The following is an 18,940-nucleotide window of genomic DNA, read 5'->3' on the forward strand; positions in this document are numbered from 1 at the left end:
AATAGAAGCTAGTATGAGATCAGGGAATCAGCAAGAATATTTTTTATAAGCATATAACCGATTTAAGTCATTGAAATATAAATACTAAAGCGATTAATCACCAAAATGGTGAGGCCTCTCACCATTTTGACGCACTTGACAGGTTCCAAAAATGGTCAAGATTTCTTATGTGAAATCAGCCGCTTGAGGATGGTCTATGGTTGATGCGCAACTTTGAAAAAAAGATCGACGCACCAGATTGAGCCCTGATATTTCGGACAACTTGCCAGTCCTTTGGCCTGAGGGAACGGGCAAGTCACCGAGGGCTCACCAGTTATATAAATAAAATTGATAAACATCAGTGCTTTACAAAGTTTTTATGGAACTGCCCGATGCGCAATCGAGGTGCCCGGCACGTTAATTGATGCCGCCAGCCCGCGATGAGCAAAAAATAATTCAAAGAACAGTGGAGCGGCCATGCAACAGATCAGATCGCAAGTGACCGAGCGCGACGGCTTGTTCGAGCTCGAAGCCGGCAGCGACGTCCTCGACAGTCCCCGTTATAACCACGACATGGCACCGACCAAGGTGCGCGAACGAACCTGGAACAAATGGCACATCACCGCGCTGTGGGTCGGGATGGCGATCTGTCGGCGGGGTGCTGACCGCCTATTTCGGCCTGACGGTCGGTGAAGCGCTGGTAGCGATTCTGTTCGCCAACATCATTGTGTTGATCCCGCTGACATTGAACGCTTTCCCCGGCACCAAATACGGCATCCCGTTTCCTGTATTGCTTCGATCGTCATTCGGCATCCTGGGCTCCAACATTCCCTGCCTGATTCGTGCCTTGGTGGCGTGTGGCTGGTTTGGCATCCAGACGATGTTTGGCGGGCTGGCGATTCACCTGTTTCTGGGCTCGGTCTTCGAGGGCTGGAAATCCCTCGGCGGCACCGGCGAAGTGATCGGTTTCATGGTGTTCTGGGCCCTGAACCTGTGGGTGGTGATTCGCGGCGCCGAGTCGATCAAATGGCTGGAAACGCTTTCCGCGCCGCTGTTGGTGCTGGTGGGTGTCGGATTGCTGGTCTGGGCCATGCCGAACGTGTCGATGACCGAGCTGCTGGCGATCCCGGCCAAACGCCCGGAAGGCGCCAGCGTGGTCAGTTACTTCGCCGCCGGGTTGACCGCGATGGTCGGGTTCTGGGCCACGTTGTCGCTGAACATCCCGGACTTCAGCCGCTACGCCAAAAGCCAGAAGGACCAGATTGTCGGGCAGATCATCGGCCTGCCGCTGACCATGTTCCTGTTCGCCTCGCTGGGCGTGGTGATGACCGCCGCGTCGGTGAAACTGGTGGGCGTGACCGTGTCTGACCCGGTCACGCTGATCGGCCATATCCAGAGCCCGGTCTGGGTCGCGCTGGCCATGGCGCTGATCATCATCGCCACGCTCTCCACCAACACCGCCGCCAACATTGTTTCGCCGACCAACGATTTCCAGAACATCGCGCCGAAGGTGATCAACCGCACCAAAGCGGTGTTGCTGACGGGGCTGGTGGGACTGGTGCTGATGGCCCATGAGCTGCTGAAAAAGCTTGGGTTGATTGTCTCGGACGTGAGCCTGGAAACGGTCTATTCGAACTGGCTGCTGGGTTATTCCAGCCTGCTCGGCCCGATTGCCGGGATCATGGTGGTGGATTATTTCCTGATCAAGAAACAGCAACTGGACCTGGCCGGGCTTTATCGCGATGACGTGTATCCGGCATGGAACTGGTTCGGGTTTATCGCATTCGGCGTGCCGGTGGTGTTGACGCTGCTGTCGCTGGGCAGCGATGCGTTCAGCTGGTTTTACAGCTATGGGTGGTTCACTGGTTCGGCGCTGGGCGGGGTGATTTATTACGGGTTGTGCTCGGTGCGACCTAATCCATCAGTCGCGAAATCTCCGGTGTGACGGATGGCCCCTTCGCGAGCAAGCCCGCTCCCACATTTGGAATGCGTTCCCCTGTGGGAGCGGGCTTGCTCGCGAAGGCGGCCTCGAAGACACCAAAACATTGCCTGAAAAACCTATAACGACTGCCTGAGGAGATCACCATGAACGCTGCCACAGACGTTCTGCAATCCACCCATCAGCACATCAACCGCGACCGCCTGTGGCAGTCGCTCATGGACCTGGCCAGGCTCGGCGCCACCGTCAAGGGCGGTGTCTGTCGCCTGGCCCTGACCGACCTCGATCGTCAGGCCCGCGATATCTTCGTCAAGTGGTGCGAGGAGGCCGGCTGCACCGTCAGCATCGACGCCGTCGGCAACATCTTCGCCCGCCGCCCCGGCCGCAACCCGAACCTGCCACCGGTAATGACCGGCAGCCACATTGACACCCAACCCACCGGCGGCAAGTTCGACGGCTGCTTCGGCGTGCTCGCCGGCGTCGAGGTACTGCGCACCCTCAACGACCTCGGCGTGGAAACCGAAGCGCCGCTGGAAGTGGTGGTCTGGACCAACGAAGAAGGCTCGCGTTTCGCCCCCTGCATGATGGGCTCCGGCGTGTTCGCGGAAAAATTCACCCTTGAGGAAACCCTGGCCAAGGTCGACGCCGAAGGCATCACCGTAGGCGAGGCACTGAACGCGATTGGCTATGCCGGTCCGCGTCAGGTCAGCGGCCATGCGGTCGGCGCCTATTTTGAAGCCCACATCGAACAAGGCCCGATCCTTGAGGACGAACGCAAAACCATCGGCGTGGTGATGGGGGCTCTCGGCCAGAAATGGTTCGACCTGAAACTGCGCGGTGTCGAAGCCCACGCCGGCCCGACCCCGATGCACCTGCGCAAGGACGCACTGGTCGGCGCCGCCGTGATCGTCGGGGCCGTCAACCGCGCCGCCCTCGGCCATCAACCTCACGCCTGCGGCACCGTCGGTTGCCTGCAAGCCTATCCCGGCTCGCGCAACGTCATCCCCGGCGAAGTGCGCATGACCCTGGACTTCCGTCATCTGGAACCGGCACGCCTGGATTCGATGATCGCCGAAGTCCGAGAAGTGATCGAAACCACCTGCGAAGAACACGGCCTGACCTTCGAATTGACGCCCACTGCCGACTTCCCGCCGCTGTATTTCGACAAAGGCTGCGTCGAAGCCGTCCGCGGCGCGGCCCAAGGGCTGGGCTTGGCGCACATGGACATCGTCAGCGGAGCAGGGCACGACGCAATCTTCCTCGCCGAACTCGGCCCGGCCGGAATGATCTTCGTACCGTGCGAAGGCGGTATCAGCCACAACGAAATCGAAAACGCCGCGCCGGATGATCTGGCGGCAGGGTGTGCGGTGTTGTTGCGGGCTATGCTGGCGGCGTCGGCGGCGATTGCGGGAGGGCAACTGGCAGCATGAAAATCAAAAGATCGCAGACTTCGGCAGCTCCTGCATTGATCGCGTACAACCACGGAATTTAAGGGTGTACGCACCTCGTAGGGGCCTGCGATCTTTTGAGCTCCTTCTGCACGATCATAATCCCTCGCGGTCGTAATCTTCACAGAGCGCCACAGGTTGGCGCGATCAGAATTGTGGAGATCCAATGAGCCAGGACGTCCTGACCACCGAAACCAATCGCCGTCAGTTGCAGCAGATCATCGCCGGCCTGTCTGACGGCGTGATCCTGCTGGAGCTCGATCAGACCCTCCTCTGGGCCAACGAAGCCGCGCTCACCATGCACGGTGTCAGCCGGATCAGCGACCTGGGCGCCAATGCCCGGGAGTACGCCAAGCGCTTCGCCTTGCGCTACCGCAATCACCATCCGGTCGCCGCCGACAACTACCCGATCAACCGCGTGGCGCGTGGTGAAACATTCAGTGATGTGCTGGTGGAAGTGACTCAGCTCGACGATGAAGAGCGTACCTGGGTCCACAACGTGCGCAGCATGGTCCTGGCCGACAGCGGCGGTAAACCGGAGTCGCTGGTGCTGATCATGGATGACGTCACCGAGTGGGCCAGCGCCGAGCAGCGCTTCGAAAAGACCTTCAACGCCAACCCGGCCCCGGCGGTGATCTGTCGCCTAAGCGATCTGCGCTATATCAAGGTCAATGCAGGTTTTCTGGAAATGACCGGCTACACCCGCGATCAGGTCATCGGCGTTTCGACCTATGAGCTGGACATCCTCGAGGGCGCGGAAAAGAAAGACCTGGCGATCGAGCGCTTGCGCGAGCACGCCACCATTCCCCAGATGCAGGCCGAGCTGAAAGTGGCCGAGGGCGGTAGCAAGCAAGTGATCGTCGCCGGGCAACCCCTTGAGCTTCACGATGAAGACTGCATGTTGTTTTCCTTCGTCGATATGGATCCCCGGCACAAGGCCGAAGTGGCGCTGCGTCAGAGTGAAGAACGGTTCGCCAAAGCGTTTCGCCTGACGCCCGTGCCGATCCTGGTGTGCAACGCCAGTGATCAGGTGGTGCTGGACGTCAATGAGGCGTTTCTCGAAACGCTCAGCTATCCCAGTGAAGAAGTGCTCGGCAAGACCATCGCCGAAATCGATTTCATCCACGACAAGAGCGCCCGCGTACGGTTGTTCGCGACGCTGGAGAAAACCGGAACGCTGGATCGCATCGATGTCAGCGTACGCAAGAAAGACAGTGACCTGATCGAGTGCGCGATTTCCGCTGACACCGTGAACATTCAGGACAACCCCTGCTACCTGCTGGTGCTGATGAACATCACCGAGCGCAAACGCACCGAGCTGGAATTGGTGGCGGCGATTGAAGAGGTAATGAAAGACGCGTCCTGGTTCAGCCGTACGCTGATCGAAAAACTCGCCAATGTGAAAAGGGTCAACTCGCCAAAATTGCCCAGTGTGTCCTTCACTGATCTGACGGCCCGGGAGCGCGATGTGCTTGGCCTGATCTGCGAAGGCCTCGCCGACAAGGAAATCGCCGCGCGCCTGAAACTGGCCCCCAACACCGTCCGTAATCACGTGTCGACGGTTTATTCCAAGCTCGATGTTCACAGTCGCAGCGAGGCCATCGTCTGGGCGCGCGAGCGCGGATTGTTCTCCGGCGAGAGACGACCCAAGGGGCAGCGTTAAGGTGCAAATGCACTAGTTGAGGCAGTGCAAATGGATGTTCTGATCGGGCACGGCGGTTCTTAGGCTGCAAGGGTGCGATACGAGTCTTCGCGAACCCTTCGATACATGAAAAGGAACCGTCACATGGTTACGTTCAAAGCGCACTGCTTGATGCGCCGCCGCCAAGGTGAATTGCAATGATTTCTCTGGCGCAATTACGCCTGCAACTGGAACGCAGTTTTTCGCCGCTGGCCTGTGAGTGCACACTCACGGGGGACCATTCGTTGACGGTAAAGCTCTATCACCCGGTGTCGGGGCAGGTGGATCTGGTGGTCAGCGGGTTGAGCGTAACCGCGCTCCGCACCCCGGATGCCGTGCAGGCACTGGTTGAAGAGCTGCGCTACGAACTCGAATGCAACACCCTGCATCAATGAGCTCCCATACTCAGGAAATGACTGACAGATCAGCGGGAAGAACACATTGTTTTTTCTGTGGCCGGATCGTGGACTTTCCAGCGTAGTTTTGTTGTCACAAAAAATGAGCACATCATTTTTTGCAGGTCAGCCTAATGAACAGTCTTGGGAAACGCGTTTCTACACCGTTATCGCTCGCCTTCTGCGCAGCCCTGATTGGCGGTTGCGCAAGCCCGCCACCTCCACCGCCCGCCGCACCGCCTCCGATTCCTCAGCGCACCTGTGAAACGTCTGAAAAAACCGACGTGCTGGGTGATGTGCGGGCGGAGGAGGGGCAGGTGACGCGGGAGACTACTGCGACTCGTTGCGTCACTCAGTAGTCTCGTGCTGTCACGGTAGTTCGGATTTTTATCGCGATTTGATCTAGAGGAGCTGTCATTTATGACAGTTCCTTCGTGCGAGCATTTTCTTCATAGTCGAGTGGTCAGTTTTCTTGTTGCCACCGTGATTATCGAGAGGATGCCATGACCATTAAAGTTAACGCCGACAAAGCCATTTACAAGAGCTCTTCTTGGGATGAAACCACGTTGCGGATAAATGGCGTGGTGGTGAAGTGGGGCGATCCCGTCTTTATTGATCGAGGGCGTGAAAACGTACTGGAACTGGAGGCTCTGCCGGGATTTGCGAAGGAGTTACGACTCGGTTCGGGTAGTGGAAACCTGACCTTCAAGGCATCTCCGGACTTCGAGACCCCAGTCCGGGAACCATTCAAATGGAAGCTTACCCCGGACGACAGCAGCAAAAGTGGTCTTGTCGAACTGGTTCTTTATAGTGCCGATCAGGTAGCGCCTCGGCCGGTTGAATGTTTGGTGATGTCAGACGATCTCGCCAACGAGCTTAAGGTTTTGGTGAATGGCGATGAGATTCCACCAGGTGGGAGGAATTTCAACGGGAACCGAGAGTACCGCATCACCGCGAGTTGGACGGATCCAGAAATGGCCCACGCAAGCCTGAAACTGGAGGTAGTGCCCGTATCGGGTGTGGGGGCAGATGACTTTACCAGCATGCCGCCCTTGGGCCAGCCAACACCAACGCGTGCGTGGGGCTTCAAGGGGGGTATGAAGATGGGTGCGTTCAAATTGCGCCTATCCACGGAAAATGGCATGGCTAAAATGGAATCGCCGATTAACCGATTGCTGCCGTATGCAGACTTCACTTTAAAATTCGATGCTTTTGGCCTGCCTGCACCTTTGCCTCCCGAGAAGGTCAAGGTGTTGGTCGGTTATCCGTTTACAGTGGCTGTAAGGCTCAGAAACTCAGTAGGCACTCCTTTGGCTGAAATTCCTGTAGCGTGTTCCCAAGATGGAACTCCTCTCATCACCGGTCATACCAACTCCAGTGGATACCTGCAAATCGGGTTGTTCATACACCCTCAACCCAAATTGTTAAAGTACTCTGCAATTGCAACTTTACCGGACCACACAACGAGTGAAACGGAGGTGTGGGTTGATGTTGTTGTCAAGGAGCAGGAGACGGACGCTACATGATGCTGCAGTTACAGATCAGCCTGATATGCCAGTTGACCAAAGTAGGCGGCTTCTGGCTGATACCTGTTCAGTAGTGTGAATAGCGGGAACCTGGCTTGCCGGCGATGCGTCCCATGGGTAAACGTTATTCCTTTTAGTAATTATTTATCGCGATTTGATCTAGTTAAACTGTCACTATTGACAGTTACCGCAAGTGTTTTTTTTCTCGATAGTCAAGTGATCAGTTTTCTCCATTGCCACCACCGATAATCGAGATGAAGCAATGACCCACCCAAACAAATCCGCAGTGGCCACGACACTACCCGACTGGAGCCAGGCAAAGTTCTTCCTGAACGGTCTGGAGATCAAAACAGACAAGAGGAACATTTTGCTCCGAGAGCAGGAGAACAAACTGAGCATCAAGTTTGAGTCGGGGGGCGTGAAAACGCTGCGCCTTGGTGTGGGGGACAATAACGAGAATTTAAACGTCGAGTCGGATCCGTCTCTTGGCCACCCTGTTTATCCTGACGATGATGGCAGTTTCAACTGGATCATCAAGACAGAGAACAACCGAAGTGGCGCAGTGCAATTAGTTGTATATACCACGGATGTGGCATTACCGGCGGTGATTGACAGCGTGGTGATCTCAAGCAATCTGGGAAATGAGTTGAAGATGTTGGTGCGCGGCGTTGCACTGCCACCTGGCGGAGCAACGTTCAACGCAGGTGAAACGTACCCAATCACCGTATCCTGGAACGACTCTGCAATGGCGGGGACTCCGCTGAAGCTTAACGTTGTGCCTGATGCAGGCCTTGCTCCAAGTGATTTTAATAGTGTGCCCCCTCTGGGTCAGCCAACCACCAATGAATGGCGGTTTACCGCTGCTTCCGGGAAGCAGGGTACGTTCAATTTGAAGGCTTCGACAGAAAGCAACGAGTCTGAACTGATAACTGCGAAGAACCAGTTAAAGATTGGCGCTCCAGCTACAGTCACTGTTTGGTTCATGGGGCGAGAGCGGCAGCCAGGCGCAACGTTGTATCCCCCACTGGGTCAATGGCTGGATCTCGAATTTCGTCGGCCGCAAGGAACGCCCGTTACGAAACATACGCTGAGTATTTTAAGGGATGCCCCCGGAGGCATGCGATTTACGCCGGCCGGTACTCAGGATTTAGGTACTGTTTGGAAGGTATTCGTCAATGATAATGCTGCCAATCAGAGGGGGGCTTTTACAATGACTGCAACGTTTGAAAAATTCTCCACTATTACACTGAGCTTCAATCTGGACTTTTGATTGTGCAAATAGATAGTTGTCTAGCAATACAAGTCTGTAAAATTGGATTAATTGCCTATGAGGCTGTGCGTAAGTGTTAAAGCGTTAAGAGCTTGCCCGTGGTGAAACTGCCGCGGGCGACGCTTACATATTGCGTAGCTGAATCAGGACAAGAACCCGCCATCCACATTCAGCGAAACACCGGTGGTGTAGCTGGATGCATCACTCGCCAGATACAAAACTGCCCCCGCCATCTCACTCGGATCCGCCACACGCTTGAGCGGGATCTGCGCCAGCGCGGTGTTCAAGATCGCCTCATTCTTCACCAGCGCCGAAGCAAACTTGGTGTCGGTCAGCCCCGGCAGCAATGCGTTACAACGAATCCCGAACTGCGCATATTTCGGCAGTCACTTTGGTCATATTGATTGTTGCGACCTTTTGTCGCCAAGTTGATGTTCCGGAAAATATGGCGAGTGTTATCGGGTTATGACGATCCTTGATGACAAGCAATAGTTCCAGAACTGAAAGCAAGTCGATACAAAAGAATGTTCAGCTTGCTTCGGTGGAGTGCATCTGGTTGTTAGCCTGGTTATCGCAATATGTTCTAGTCCAGCTGTCACTTGTGACAGTTACAAGCTTTGTTTTTGTCTCGATAATTAAGTTTTCAGCTTTTTCATATCAATGTAAAGCAAGCAATGTATCGACGAACTGAAGCGGAGAAATATTTGGCCATGGTTAATTCGAGCCCCTCTTGGGAAAAAGCAAATGTACTGATCAATGGAGTCGAATGGGTTCCGGGTTCAAGCGGTGTGATGTATCCCGATCAGACAAACAAGATAGAAGTAGAGATCCCAGAGGAGAGTTTGCAGACGCTGCGCTTCGAGGTGGTCAATCATGGTGACCTGAAACCATACGCAGATCCGGCGTGGGGGGTAGATATTGAAAGGGACGCTGGCAAATTTACTTCACGGGTGACTTTTCCTGGAGGTTCACCTGGCGCTATCACACTTCTTGTTTATAGCCGGGACGTGGTTACTGTTTTGGAGGTTCCCTGTGAAGTGAAAAAAAACGAGCCTTCTTTCAGGTTCTGGTATGAATCAACAGGCCAGGACGCACCTCTTCCTCCTGAAGTCGTCAATATTCGTGTTAACGGTTGGTCGGGCGTTAATTTAAGGCTAAAGCGTTCAGATGGCACTCCTCTCAACAATGTTCGCGTGACTCTTTACAGGCCTGAAAAAGAACCCTTCAAAAGAATAACCAGTGGGCAAGGGATTGTTCAGGGAGATGTCTTCCTGTACACCACAACCGGTCCGCGCACATTCGAGGCGGTAGCAGAGCTTCCTGATGGAGATTTATCGGTGAAGTTGCTGATAAATGTAAGAGAGTGGCCCTGGCCTTAGAGGGGCAAGGGTTCGCGTTCGGGACTGGCACAGGCGTTTTTGGGTTCCGCCAGTGCGATAGGCGAATTCGGGACAAATACACCGATTACTCAGACAAAAGGCAGCCGAGGCTGCCTTTCTTGTTCATCCGATAAAGCGACTCAGGACAAGAACCCGCCATCCACATTCAGCGAAACACCGGTGGTGTAGCTGGAAGCGTCACTGGCCAGATACAACACCGCCCCCGCCATCTCACTCGGATCCGCCACACGCTTGAGCGGGATCTGCGCCAGCGCGGTGTTCAAGATCGCCTCATTCTTCACCAGCGCAGAAGCAAACTTGGTGTCGGTCAGCCCCGGCAGCAACGCGTTACAACGAATCCCGAACTGCGCACATTCCTTGGCGAACACCTTGGTCATGTTGATCACGGCAGCCTTGGTCACCGAGTAGATGCCCTGGAAGATCCCCGGCGAGATGCCGTTGATCGACGCCACGTTGATGATGCTGCCGCCACCGTTTTCACGCATCAGCTTGCCGGCTTCGACCGACATGAAGAAGTAACCGCGAATGTTCACGTCGACGGTTTTCTGGAAGGCGCTGAGGTCGGTGTCGAGCACGTTGCAGAACTGCGGGTTGGTCGCGGCGTTGTTGACCAGGATGTCCAGGCGGCCGAACTGTTCGCGGATGCCGGCGAAGACCTGGCTGATCTGTTCCATTTCACCGATGTGGCAGGCGACGGCAGTGGCTTTGCCGCCGGCGGCGATGATCGCGTCGGCGACGTGCTGGCAGCCCTCGAGTTTGCGACTCGAAACGATCACATGGGCGCCTTGTTGGGCCAGGAGTTTGGCGATGGCTTCACCGATGCCACGGCTGGCGCCGGAGACGAAAGCGATCTTGCCGTCGAGGTCGAACAACTGAGTCTTGGACATGGGTTTTCCCTTGTTTTTGGAGGTCTGGATCAGAGGCTGATGCTGTTCACTCAAGCGAATAGGGGCCCTTGCAGGATCGAGCAGGCTCGCTCCTGCAGTTTCCTTCAGTGAGCCGCATCAGGATCAGAGGCTGGATTTCTGGATGACCTGCAAGCTCATCTGCTCCAGCAGTTTGTTCATGTGAATGAACTGCGCAAAGCGTTTGTCCTGAGTCTGACCATGGAAGAAGCGGTAGTAGATCTGCTGCACGATGCCGGCAAGACGGAACAGGCCGTAGGTGTAGTAGAAGTCGAAGTTGTCGATCTGGATGCCCGAACGCTGGGCGTAGTAATCGACGAATTCGCGGCGGGTCAGCATGCCCGGTGCGTGGCTCGGCTGGCGGCGCATCAGTTGCACCGGTGCCGGGTCGTCGGCTTCGATCCAGTAGGCGAGGGTGTTGCCCAGGTCCATCAGCGGGTCGCCGAGGGTGGTGAGTTCCCAGTCGAGCACACCGATGATCTGCATCGGGTTGTTCGGGTCAAGGATCACGTTGTCGAAACGGTAGTCGTTATGGACGATGCTCGACGTCGGGTGATCGGCGGGCATCTTGTCGTTGAGCCAGGCCTTGACCGTTTCCCACTGCGGCGCGTCCGGTGTCAGGGCTTTTTCGTAGCGGTCGCTCCAGCCTTTGATCTGCCGTGCCACATAGCCTTCGGGCTTGCCGAGGTCGCCCAGGCCATAAGCCTTGTAGTCAACCTGATGCAGCTCGACGAACTTGTCGATGAAGCTTTTGCACAAGGCTTCGGTTTTCGCCGAATCCAGGCCCAGTTCCGGCGGCAGTTCGGCGCGCAGGATGATCCCCTTTACCCGTTCCATCACATAGAACTCGGCGCCGATCACCGATTCGTCGGTGCAGTGCACATAGGCTTTCGGGCAGTACGGAAAACCATCGCGCAGTTGATTGAGGATACGAAATTCGCGGCCCATGTCGTGGGCGGATTTCGCCTTGTGGCCGAACGGCGGCCGGCGCAGGACGAATTCCTGTTCGGGGTATTCCAGCAAGTAAGTGAGGTTCGACGCACCGCCGGGGAACTGGCTGATCTGCGGCAAACCGCTGAGGCCCGGAATGTGGGCCTTGAGGTACGGATCGATCAGGCTGGCATCGAGTTCTTCGCCGGTGCGGATACGGGTGGACTGGTCAGTAAGCGCCATGCTTATCCCTTCTGCTTATTCTGGAGGCCTGAAACTATTGGCTAATCTAATGCGCACACCCCGCAGCCACAACCACGAACGGCCCTTATAGGTGAGGGTGTTGCCGGGCAATCATTGCTTTTGATACACCTGTTTGAATTGTCTTACAGCGCGGCGTTATTTTCGGGCGGCGTCGCCGATGCCGATGTCGGCAGGCTGACGGGGGTGAGCACCGGCTGACCGGAAAAAAACGCCATCAGGTTGCGCCCGACCAGTTCGACGGTGCTCTGGGTCGCTTCGGGCGACATGCCTGCGACGTGTGGCGTGAGAATCACATTGCTCAGCGATTTCAGGGAATCCGGCACTTGTGGTTCATGATCGAAGACATCCAGCGCCGCGCCACCAATGCGTCGTTGCTCCAGAGCGCTGATCAGGTCGGCAGTCACCACCACGCTGGCCCGGGCGATGTTGACGAGAAATCCGTTGGGCCCCAACGCATCCAGCACCGATCGATTGATCAAGCTGCGGGTGCCGAGCCCGCCGGGCGTGGCCACCACCAGGAAATCCGAGGCGCGGGCCAGTTCGGTCGGTGTCGAGCAGAAGCTGTACGGCACGTCGCTGCGGTGTTGGCGGTTGTGGTAGCTGACGGTCATGTCAAAACCGTTGGCGGCGCGTTTGGCGATGGCCATGCCGACAGCTCCGAGGCCGAGAATGCCCATGCGTTTGCCGGCCAGGGAAGGGCGCATGATTTTCGGCCACTCGCCCCGGCGCACGGCAGCATCGCAACGGGGGATGTCACGCACCATCGAAAGCAGCATCGCCATTGCATGGTCGGCGACAGAAGAGGCGTTGACCCCGGCGCCGTTGGTGACCGTGATGCCCCGGTCGGCAGCGGCCTGCAGGTCGACTTGTTCGTAACCGGCACCAATCACACAAATGATCTTCAGTGCCGGCAGTGCAGCGATTTCATCGGCATACAGGCCCAGCGGGCCGCGGGTCAGTACCGCATCGATACGCGCACCTTGGGTCGAAATGGCTTCGGCCCGTTCGGCGGGGGTTGGCGCCAATATCAGGTGAAAACCCTGATGTTCGAGAATCGGCAGGTAATCATTGATCGTTTCGACCAGTACCAGGACAGTGGCGGGCATGCTGGGCTCCTGTGGCTTGAATATCCCTAGAGATTGCTGGCTTCAAAACGCATGGGCAACGATTAAAGATCGCAGCACTGCCAGATGATCATAGCGGAACAGGAGCGCCAGGTTAGCGCGCTGTCAGAAAGGTGCGCGCGGCCTCCAGAATTTCATCGGACAAGGCATCGCCCCGGGTGGCCCGGGCAAGCGTCAGTGCGCCGACCATGAGGGAATATTGCACCAGCGCCTGTTGACGATCGCGGGCGTCGTCGCCGGTATCCATCAGGGGCGTGAACGTGTCGAGCAATGACCCGAGGCCTTCCATGAAGGTTTGGCGCAGGCCGCTGTCGGCGGCTTCGTGGCAAATGTCACCGGCAAACGCCACCACCGGGCAGCTATCGCCCGGATTGTCGCGGCTGGTGGCCGACAGGTAGGGGCCGATCAAGGCCCGACGGGCGGCGTTCTTGTCTTCGTTGGCGGCAATCCAGTCTTTCCAGCGGTCTGCCGATTGCTGGAATGCGCGGCCGCTGGCCTCCTGAGCCAGGGCTTCCCTGGACTCGAAATGCCCATAGAAGCCGCCATGGGTCAGGCCCGCCGCGCGCATGACATCAATCACACTAATGCCGTGCAGACCCCGTTCGCGAAACAGCCGCGTGGCCGCCTCGACGATGATCTCGCGGTTGAGTTCGGCTTGCTTGCGGGAAACACGGGGCATTGGCGGCTCACAAAGATAGAGGATGGCGATCAGAGGGCGTACTGAGCAATTCCGTTGCCGAACGACCAGTTTTCTTTTTTCACTTCGACCAGATTAATGAATACATCCTCCAGTCGCACCGCCAGTTCAGCGTTCAGGCTCTCGGCGATGGATTTGTAGAGCAGCTTCTTCTGCTCGACGGTTCGGCCTTCGCTCAGGGTGATCTGGATCACCACCAGTTGATCGGTGCGAGGGATCCCCAAATATTGCGGATCAAAGATAAAGTGCTGCTCGTCGTGTTCGGCGAGGATCTGGAAATTATCGTTTTCCGGAACGCCGATGGCGCTGTGCATGGCGGCGTAAACCAGCTGACCGATGCGTTTGGCGTGAGTGGGGTCCTGATGCTTTTTGATATCGATGCGAACCAGTGGCATGGCATTTCCCTCATGCAGAATGAAGATTGCTTCAAAATACATGACGGGAAACCTTTATCAAGTCGAGTCTGCATTTGGCGATGAAAAGCTTGTGCGGGATTGAGGCTCACTCGAAATTGTAGGAGCCGGCTTGCTGGCGAAAGATTTTGGATACTGCGGTGTCCTTCCGACCCCATCGCTAGCAAGCCAGCTCCTACAAGGTTGTGTTCGCTCCAGATTGACTGATCCGCACAACCATTCCTCACCTAAGTCTTTGCTTCTGCTCATTAATCCCGGACAATCGCGCCCCTGTTTCGGCCAGGGCGCTGCCTGTCGGATTTTTCCGACTCGTCCTGACCGGGTAGCAACTGACCGGAATGCGGAGATCCCACCGGATGAATGATCAGGCCAATAGCGTCAACGAACGCTATGTAGCGGCGAAACCTGTCAGCCTTGAAGGCTGGAACCGCCATGACACCACCTGGATGCTCGGCCTGTTTGGCACGGCCATCGGGGCCGGTACGTTGTTTTTGCCGATCAACGCGGGTCTGGGCGGCTTCTGGCCGTTGCTGATCCTGGCGGTGCTGGCGTTCCCCATGACGTTTTACGCACACCGTGGCCTGACCCGTTTCGTATTGTCCGGGCGCGAAGGCGCGGACATCACCGAAGTGGTGGAAGAGCACTTCGGCATCAAGGCCGGTGCGCTGATCACCTTGCTGTACTTCTTTGCGATCTTTCCGATCCTGCTGATCTACAGCGTGGCGCTGACCAACACCGTCGGCAGTTTCCTTGAGCATCAACTGCACATCATGCCGCCACCGCGCGCGGTGTTGTCGTTTGTGCTGATCCTCGGTTTGCTGGCCGTGGTGCGTTGCGGTGAGCAGGTGATCGTCAAGGCCATGAGCCTGATGGTGTATCCGTTTATCGTGGCGTTGCTGTTCCTGGCGGTGTTCCTGGTTCCGCACTGGAATGGCGGCATCCTGACCACGGCATCGACGGTGCCTGAGCCGTCGGCGCTGTTGCACACTTTGTGGCTGGCGATTCCGGTGATGGTGTTCTCATTCAACCATTCACCGATCATCTCGGCGTTCGCGGTGGACCAGAAGCGTCGCTACGGTGACCATGCCGAGGAGCGCAGTTCGCAGATCCTGTCCCGCGCGCATGTGTTGATGGTGGTGATGGTGCTGTTCTTCGTGTTCAGCTGCGTGCTGACCCTGTCACCGGCGCAACTGGCGGAAGCGAAGGCGCAGAACCTGTCGATCCTGTCGTACCTGGCTAACCACTTCAGCAATCCGACCATTGCGTTTGCGGCGCCGTTGATTGCGTTTGTGGCGATTTCCAAGTCGTTCCTCGGGCATTACATCGGTGCCAGTGAGGGGCTTAAAGGCCTGATCGTGAAGAGTGGCAAGCGTCCGGCGCCCAAGACTCTGGATCGCATGACCGCGGCGTTTATGCTGGTGGTGTGCTGGATCGTGGCGACGTTGAATCCGAGCATTCTGGGGATGATTGAAACCTTGGGTGGGCCGATCATCGCGGCGATTCTGTTCCTGATGCCGATGTATGCGATTCGTAAGGTGCCAGCGATGGCGCGCTTTCGTGGTCAGGCGTCGAATGTGTTTGTGACGGCGGTGGGTTTGGTGGCTATTTCGGCGTTGATTTATTCGCTGAGTGCCTGATCGGTGCCGCTCGTTTGATTTGATTTGCTGGAATGAATGACGGCTGATCCGCGCTGCGGGTTGGCCGTTTTTTTTGGGGCGAGTGTCGGTTATTGCAGATGTACCCGGACCCTTGTAGGAGCTGGCTTGCTAGCGATGGCTGAGCGTCAGGCGACTTGTTTTTTGAGGGTGTACATATCCATTCCTGCGGTAACGGCCGCTATGGGTTCCGCCCTGACGGCGGGTTACTTGGAAAAGCGCCAAGTAACCAAGCGCCTGCGCCCCTGACGTACGGCCTTCCAACGGGAGATCAAGATCAAGATCAAGATCAAAAGCCAAAGCGAGGCGGCCTGAAAACCGACCTGCTTCCGTCGCCGCCACAGGGGATGCGTACGCTTACACAAAAAACCAAACATAAAAAAACGCCGCGCATCTCACGACACGCGGCGTCTTCTACAACGAGAAAGCCTTAGGCTTGAACAACCGGGATATTGGCGTTCGCAGCAGCCTCACGGAACTCGGCAATCTGGTCGAAGGACAGGTAGCGGTAAACATCAGCCGCCATGCTGTCGATCTTGCCAGCGTATTCCATGTACTCCTCGACGGTCGGCAGGCGACCCAGGATGGAAGCAACAGACGCCAACTCAGCCGAAGCCAGGTAAACGTTCGCGCCATCACCCAGACGGTTCGGGAAGTTACGGGTCGACGTCGACACCACAGTGGAGTTCGGCTCTACACGTGCCTGGTTACCCATGCACAGCGAGCAGCCTGGCATTTCCATGCGTGCGCCGGCCTTGCCGTAGATGCCGTAGTAGCCTTCTTCGGTCAACTGGTGAGCGTCCATCTTGGTCGGCGGCGACAGCCACAGACGGGTTGGAAGCTGACCTTTGACCTGATCCAGCAACTTGCCGGCAGCGCGGAAGTGACCGATGTTGGTCATGCACGAACCGATGAACACTTCGTCGATCTTCTCGCCAGCAACGCTGGACAGCAGACGGGCGTCGTCCGGGTCGTTCGGCGCGCAGAGCACAGGCTCTTTGATGTCGGCCAGGTCGATTTCGATGACTTCAGCGTATTCGGCGTCAGCATCGGCAACCATCAGCTCAGGGTTGGCAACCCAGGCTTCCATCGCTTGAGCACGACGTTCCAGGGTACGCGCATCGCCGTAGCCTTCGCCGATCATCCAGCGCAGCAGGGTGATGTTGGAGTTCAGGTACTCGGTGATCGACTCTTTCGACAGCTTGATGGTGCAACCGGCAGCCGAACGTTCAGCCGAGGCGTCGGACAGCTCGAAAGCCTGCTCGATGCTCAGGTCGTCCAGGCCTTCGATTTCCAGGATGCGGCCGGAGAAAGCGTTCTTCTTGCCTTTCTTCTCAACGGTCAACAGGCCAGCCTGAATCGCGAAGTAAGGAATGGCATGAACCAGGTCACGCAGGGTGACGCCCGGTTGCATCTTGCCTTTGAAGCGCACCAGGATCGATTCCGGCATGTCCAGCGGCATAACGCCGGTGGCTGCAGCAAACGCAACCAGACCGGAACCGGCCGGGAACGAAATGCCCATCGGGAAACGGGTGTGCGAGTCACCACCGGTACCGACGGTGTCCGGCAGCAACATACGGTTCAGCCACGAGTGGATGATGCCGTCGCCCGGACGCAGGGAAACGCCGCCGCGGGTCATGATGAAGTCTGGCAGGGTGTGGTGGGTGGTCACATCGATCGGCTTTGGATAGGCCGCGGTGTGGCAGAAGGACTGCATTACCAGATCGGTCGAGAAGCCCAGGCACGCCAGGTCTTTCAGTTCGTCACGGGTCATCGGACCGGTGGTGTCCTGAGAGCCGACGGTGGTCATTTTCGGTTCGCAGTAGGTGCCAGGACGAACGCCTTTGCCTTCTGGCAGACCGCACGCCTTGCCGACCATTTTCTGTGCCAGGGTGTAGCCCTTGCCGGTATCGACAGGTGCTTCAGGCAGTTTGAACAGATCGGTAGGGCCCAGGCCCAATTCGGCGCGAGCCTTGTCGGTCAGGCCACGGCCGATGATCAGCGGAATACGGCCGCCGGCACGAACTTCGTCCAACAGCACCGGAGTCTTCATTTCGAAGGTGGTCAGGACTTCGTCAGTGCCGTGTTTGCAGACTTTGCCAGCATGCGGGTACAGGTCGATCACGTCGCCCATGTTCATGTTGGTGACGTCGAATTCGATCGGCAGTGCGCCGGCATCTTCCATGGTGTTGTAGAAGATCGGAGCGATCTTGCTGCCGAAGCAGAAGCCGCCAGCACGCTTGTTCGGCACGTAAGGAACGTCGTCGCCGAAGAACCACAGCACCGAGTTGGTGGCGGACTTGCGCGAAGAACCGGTACCGACCACGTCACCGACGTAGGCGATCGGGAAGCCTTGACCGCGCATTTCTTCGATCTGCTTCATCGGGCCGGTAACGCCCTGGACGTCAGGCACGATGCCGTCACGGGCCATTTTCAGCATGGCGAGGGCGTGCAGCGGGATGTCCGGGCGGGACCAGGCGTCCGGGGCAGGGGACAGGTCGTCGGTGTTGGTTTCGCCGGTGACCTTGAACACGCGCAGGCTGATCTTGTCGGCCAGGACAGGGCGGTTGCGGAACCACTCGCCGTCAGCCCAGGACTGGATCACGCCTTTGGCGTGTACGTTGCCGTTGCGGGCTTTTTCCGCGACGTCGTGGAACGCATCGAACATCAGCAGGGTGTGCTTGAGTTGAGCCGCGGCGACAGGAGCCAGTTCGGCGTTGTCGAGCAGGTCAACCAGGGTCACGATGTTGTAGCCGCCCTGCATGGTGCCGAGCAGTTCAACAGCGCGTTTCTTGTCGATCAGAGGGGAGGTGGCTTCGCCTTTGGCCAAGGCAGACAGGAAGCCGGCCTTTACATAGGCTGCTTCGTCCACGCCAGGCGGAATGCGATTGGTGATCAGGTCAACGAGGAAAGCTTCTTCGCCAGCCGGGGGATTCTTCAGCAGCTCGACCAGGCCTGCAGTTTGTTCGGCGTTAAGCGGCTGGGGAACGATACCCAGTGCTGCACGCTCTTCGATATGTTTGCGGTAGGCTTCAAGCACAGTTATTACCCTCATCAGTGGTCCCAAATGGGTGTCCGGGACGCTCATCCCGAAATTGCCGTACTCATGCGCTGCGTGGCGTTGTGCGCCACTTAGCCAGAATTACCGACAATTCCTTACAGAAGCTGCTTTCAAAGTTTTACGCCTGCAGAACGGGGAGCTGATGAGGGTTGGCGTAGAGCTTTTCCCCGCTGGAAAAACCCTTCGCCAACACCGCTCTGAAGGAACGACTGTGCTCGTGACGCTTTGAAAACAGCTTCTAACGGACATTGGC

Annotated in this window: 13 protein-coding genes and 2 pseudogenes; 8 read left to right on the forward strand and 7 right to left on the reverse strand. The window is 57.1% G+C overall.

All coding sequences use genetic code 11. The features are described from left to right. Positions 1 to 456: 456 nt before the first annotated feature. From FBY04_RS13575 to FBY04_RS13600, 6 genes and pseudogenes are all read left to right on the forward strand, one after another. Positions 457 to 1,924, forward strand: a pseudogene (locus FBY04_RS13575) (NCS1 family nucleobase:cation symporter-1). A gap of 140 nt (positions 1,925 to 2,064) precedes the next feature. After that, entirely contained in the window at positions 2,065 to 3,348 is a 1,284-nt protein-coding gene (locus tag FBY04_RS13580; protein WP_145315517.1) for a Zn-dependent hydrolase, read from the forward strand. 184 nt (positions 3,349 to 3,532) lie between these two features. Beyond that, complete coding sequence (locus FBY04_RS13585; protein ID WP_145315518.1) at positions 3,533 to 5,029, forward strand: helix-turn-helix transcriptional regulator; 1,497 nt, start codon at positions 3,533 to 3,535, stop codon at positions 5,027 to 5,029. 176 nt (positions 5,030 to 5,205) lie between these two features. After that, entirely contained in the window at positions 5,206 to 5,442 is a 237-nt protein-coding gene (locus FBY04_RS13590; RefSeq protein WP_084320876.1) for a DUF1652 domain-containing protein, read from the forward strand. 503 nt (positions 5,443 to 5,945) lie between these two features. After that, on the forward strand, positions 5,946 to 6,968 hold the full coding sequence (locus tag FBY04_RS13595) for a hypothetical protein (protein WP_145315519.1): 1,023 nt from the start codon (positions 5,946 to 5,948) through the stop codon (positions 6,966 to 6,968). Positions 6,969 to 7,230: 262 nt separating this feature from the next. Continuing rightward, a complete protein-coding gene (locus tag FBY04_RS13600) occupies positions 7,231 to 8,238 on the forward strand; it encodes a hypothetical protein (RefSeq protein WP_145315520.1) in 1,008 nt (335 codons plus the stop codon). A gap of 143 nt (positions 8,239 to 8,381) precedes the next feature. On the opposite strand, the pseudogene FBY04_RS13605 reads toward FBY04_RS13600, so the two are convergent. Further along, positions 8,382 to 8,655: pseudogene (locus FBY04_RS13605) on the reverse strand (SDR family oxidoreductase); the annotation flags it as partial. 287 nt (positions 8,656 to 8,942) lie between these two features. On the opposite strand from FBY04_RS13605, the gene FBY04_RS13610 reads away from it, so the two are divergent. Then, entirely contained in the window at positions 8,943 to 9,617 is a 675-nt protein-coding gene (locus FBY04_RS13610; protein WP_145315521.1) for a hypothetical protein, read from the forward strand. Between the two features lie 140 nt (positions 9,618 to 9,757). On the opposite strand, the gene FBY04_RS13615 is transcribed toward FBY04_RS13610, so the two are convergent. The 5 genes from FBY04_RS13615 to FBY04_RS13635 form a co-directional block, all read right to left on the reverse strand. Continuing rightward, the gene (locus FBY04_RS13615) at positions 9,758 to 10,525 is read right to left on the reverse strand and encodes an SDR family oxidoreductase (protein WP_145315522.1); all 768 of its coding nucleotides are present in this window, start codon (positions 10,523 to 10,525) and stop codon (positions 9,758 to 9,760) included. A gap of 123 nt (positions 10,526 to 10,648) precedes the next feature. After that, on the reverse strand, positions 10,649 to 11,716 hold the full coding sequence (locus FBY04_RS13620) for a phosphotransferase family protein (RefSeq protein ID WP_084320871.1): 1,068 nt from the start codon (positions 11,714 to 11,716) through the stop codon (positions 10,649 to 10,651). 143 nt (positions 11,717 to 11,859) lie between these two features. Then, entirely contained in the window at positions 11,860 to 12,843 is a 984-nt protein-coding gene (locus FBY04_RS13625; protein ID WP_145315523.1) for a 2-hydroxyacid dehydrogenase, read from the reverse strand. Between the two features lie 112 nt (positions 12,844 to 12,955). After that, the gene (locus tag FBY04_RS13630; protein WP_145315524.1) at positions 12,956 to 13,540 is read right to left on the reverse strand and encodes a TetR/AcrR family transcriptional regulator; all 585 of its coding nucleotides are present in this window, start codon (positions 13,538 to 13,540) and stop codon (positions 12,956 to 12,958) included. A gap of 29 nt (positions 13,541 to 13,569) precedes the next feature. Beyond that, complete coding sequence (locus FBY04_RS13635) at positions 13,570 to 13,953, reverse strand: tautomerase family protein (RefSeq protein ID WP_145315565.1); 384 nt, start codon at positions 13,951 to 13,953, stop codon at positions 13,570 to 13,572. 374 nt (positions 13,954 to 14,327) lie between these two features. Between FBY04_RS13635 and FBY04_RS13640 the strand changes: the two genes are divergently transcribed. After that, positions 14,328 to 15,608 (forward strand): HAAAP family serine/threonine permease, encoded by a 1,281-nt coding sequence (locus FBY04_RS13640; RefSeq protein WP_145315525.1) that lies wholly within the window; start codon positions 14,328 to 14,330, stop codon positions 15,606 to 15,608. Between the two features lie 448 nt (positions 15,609 to 16,056). On the opposite strand, the gene acnB is transcribed toward FBY04_RS13640, so the two are convergent. Then, complete coding sequence (gene acnB, locus FBY04_RS13650; RefSeq protein ID WP_084320866.1) at positions 16,057 to 18,666, reverse strand: bifunctional aconitate hydratase 2/2-methylisocitrate dehydratase; 2,610 nt, start codon at positions 18,664 to 18,666, stop codon at positions 16,057 to 16,059. Positions 18,667 to 18,940 lie beyond the last annotated feature (274 nt).

Origin of the sequence: Pseudomonas sp. SJZ080, assembly GCF_007828295.1 — a bacterium.
Classification (GTDB): domain Bacteria; phylum Pseudomonadota; class Gammaproteobacteria; order Pseudomonadales; family Pseudomonadaceae; genus Aquipseudomonas; species Aquipseudomonas migulae_A.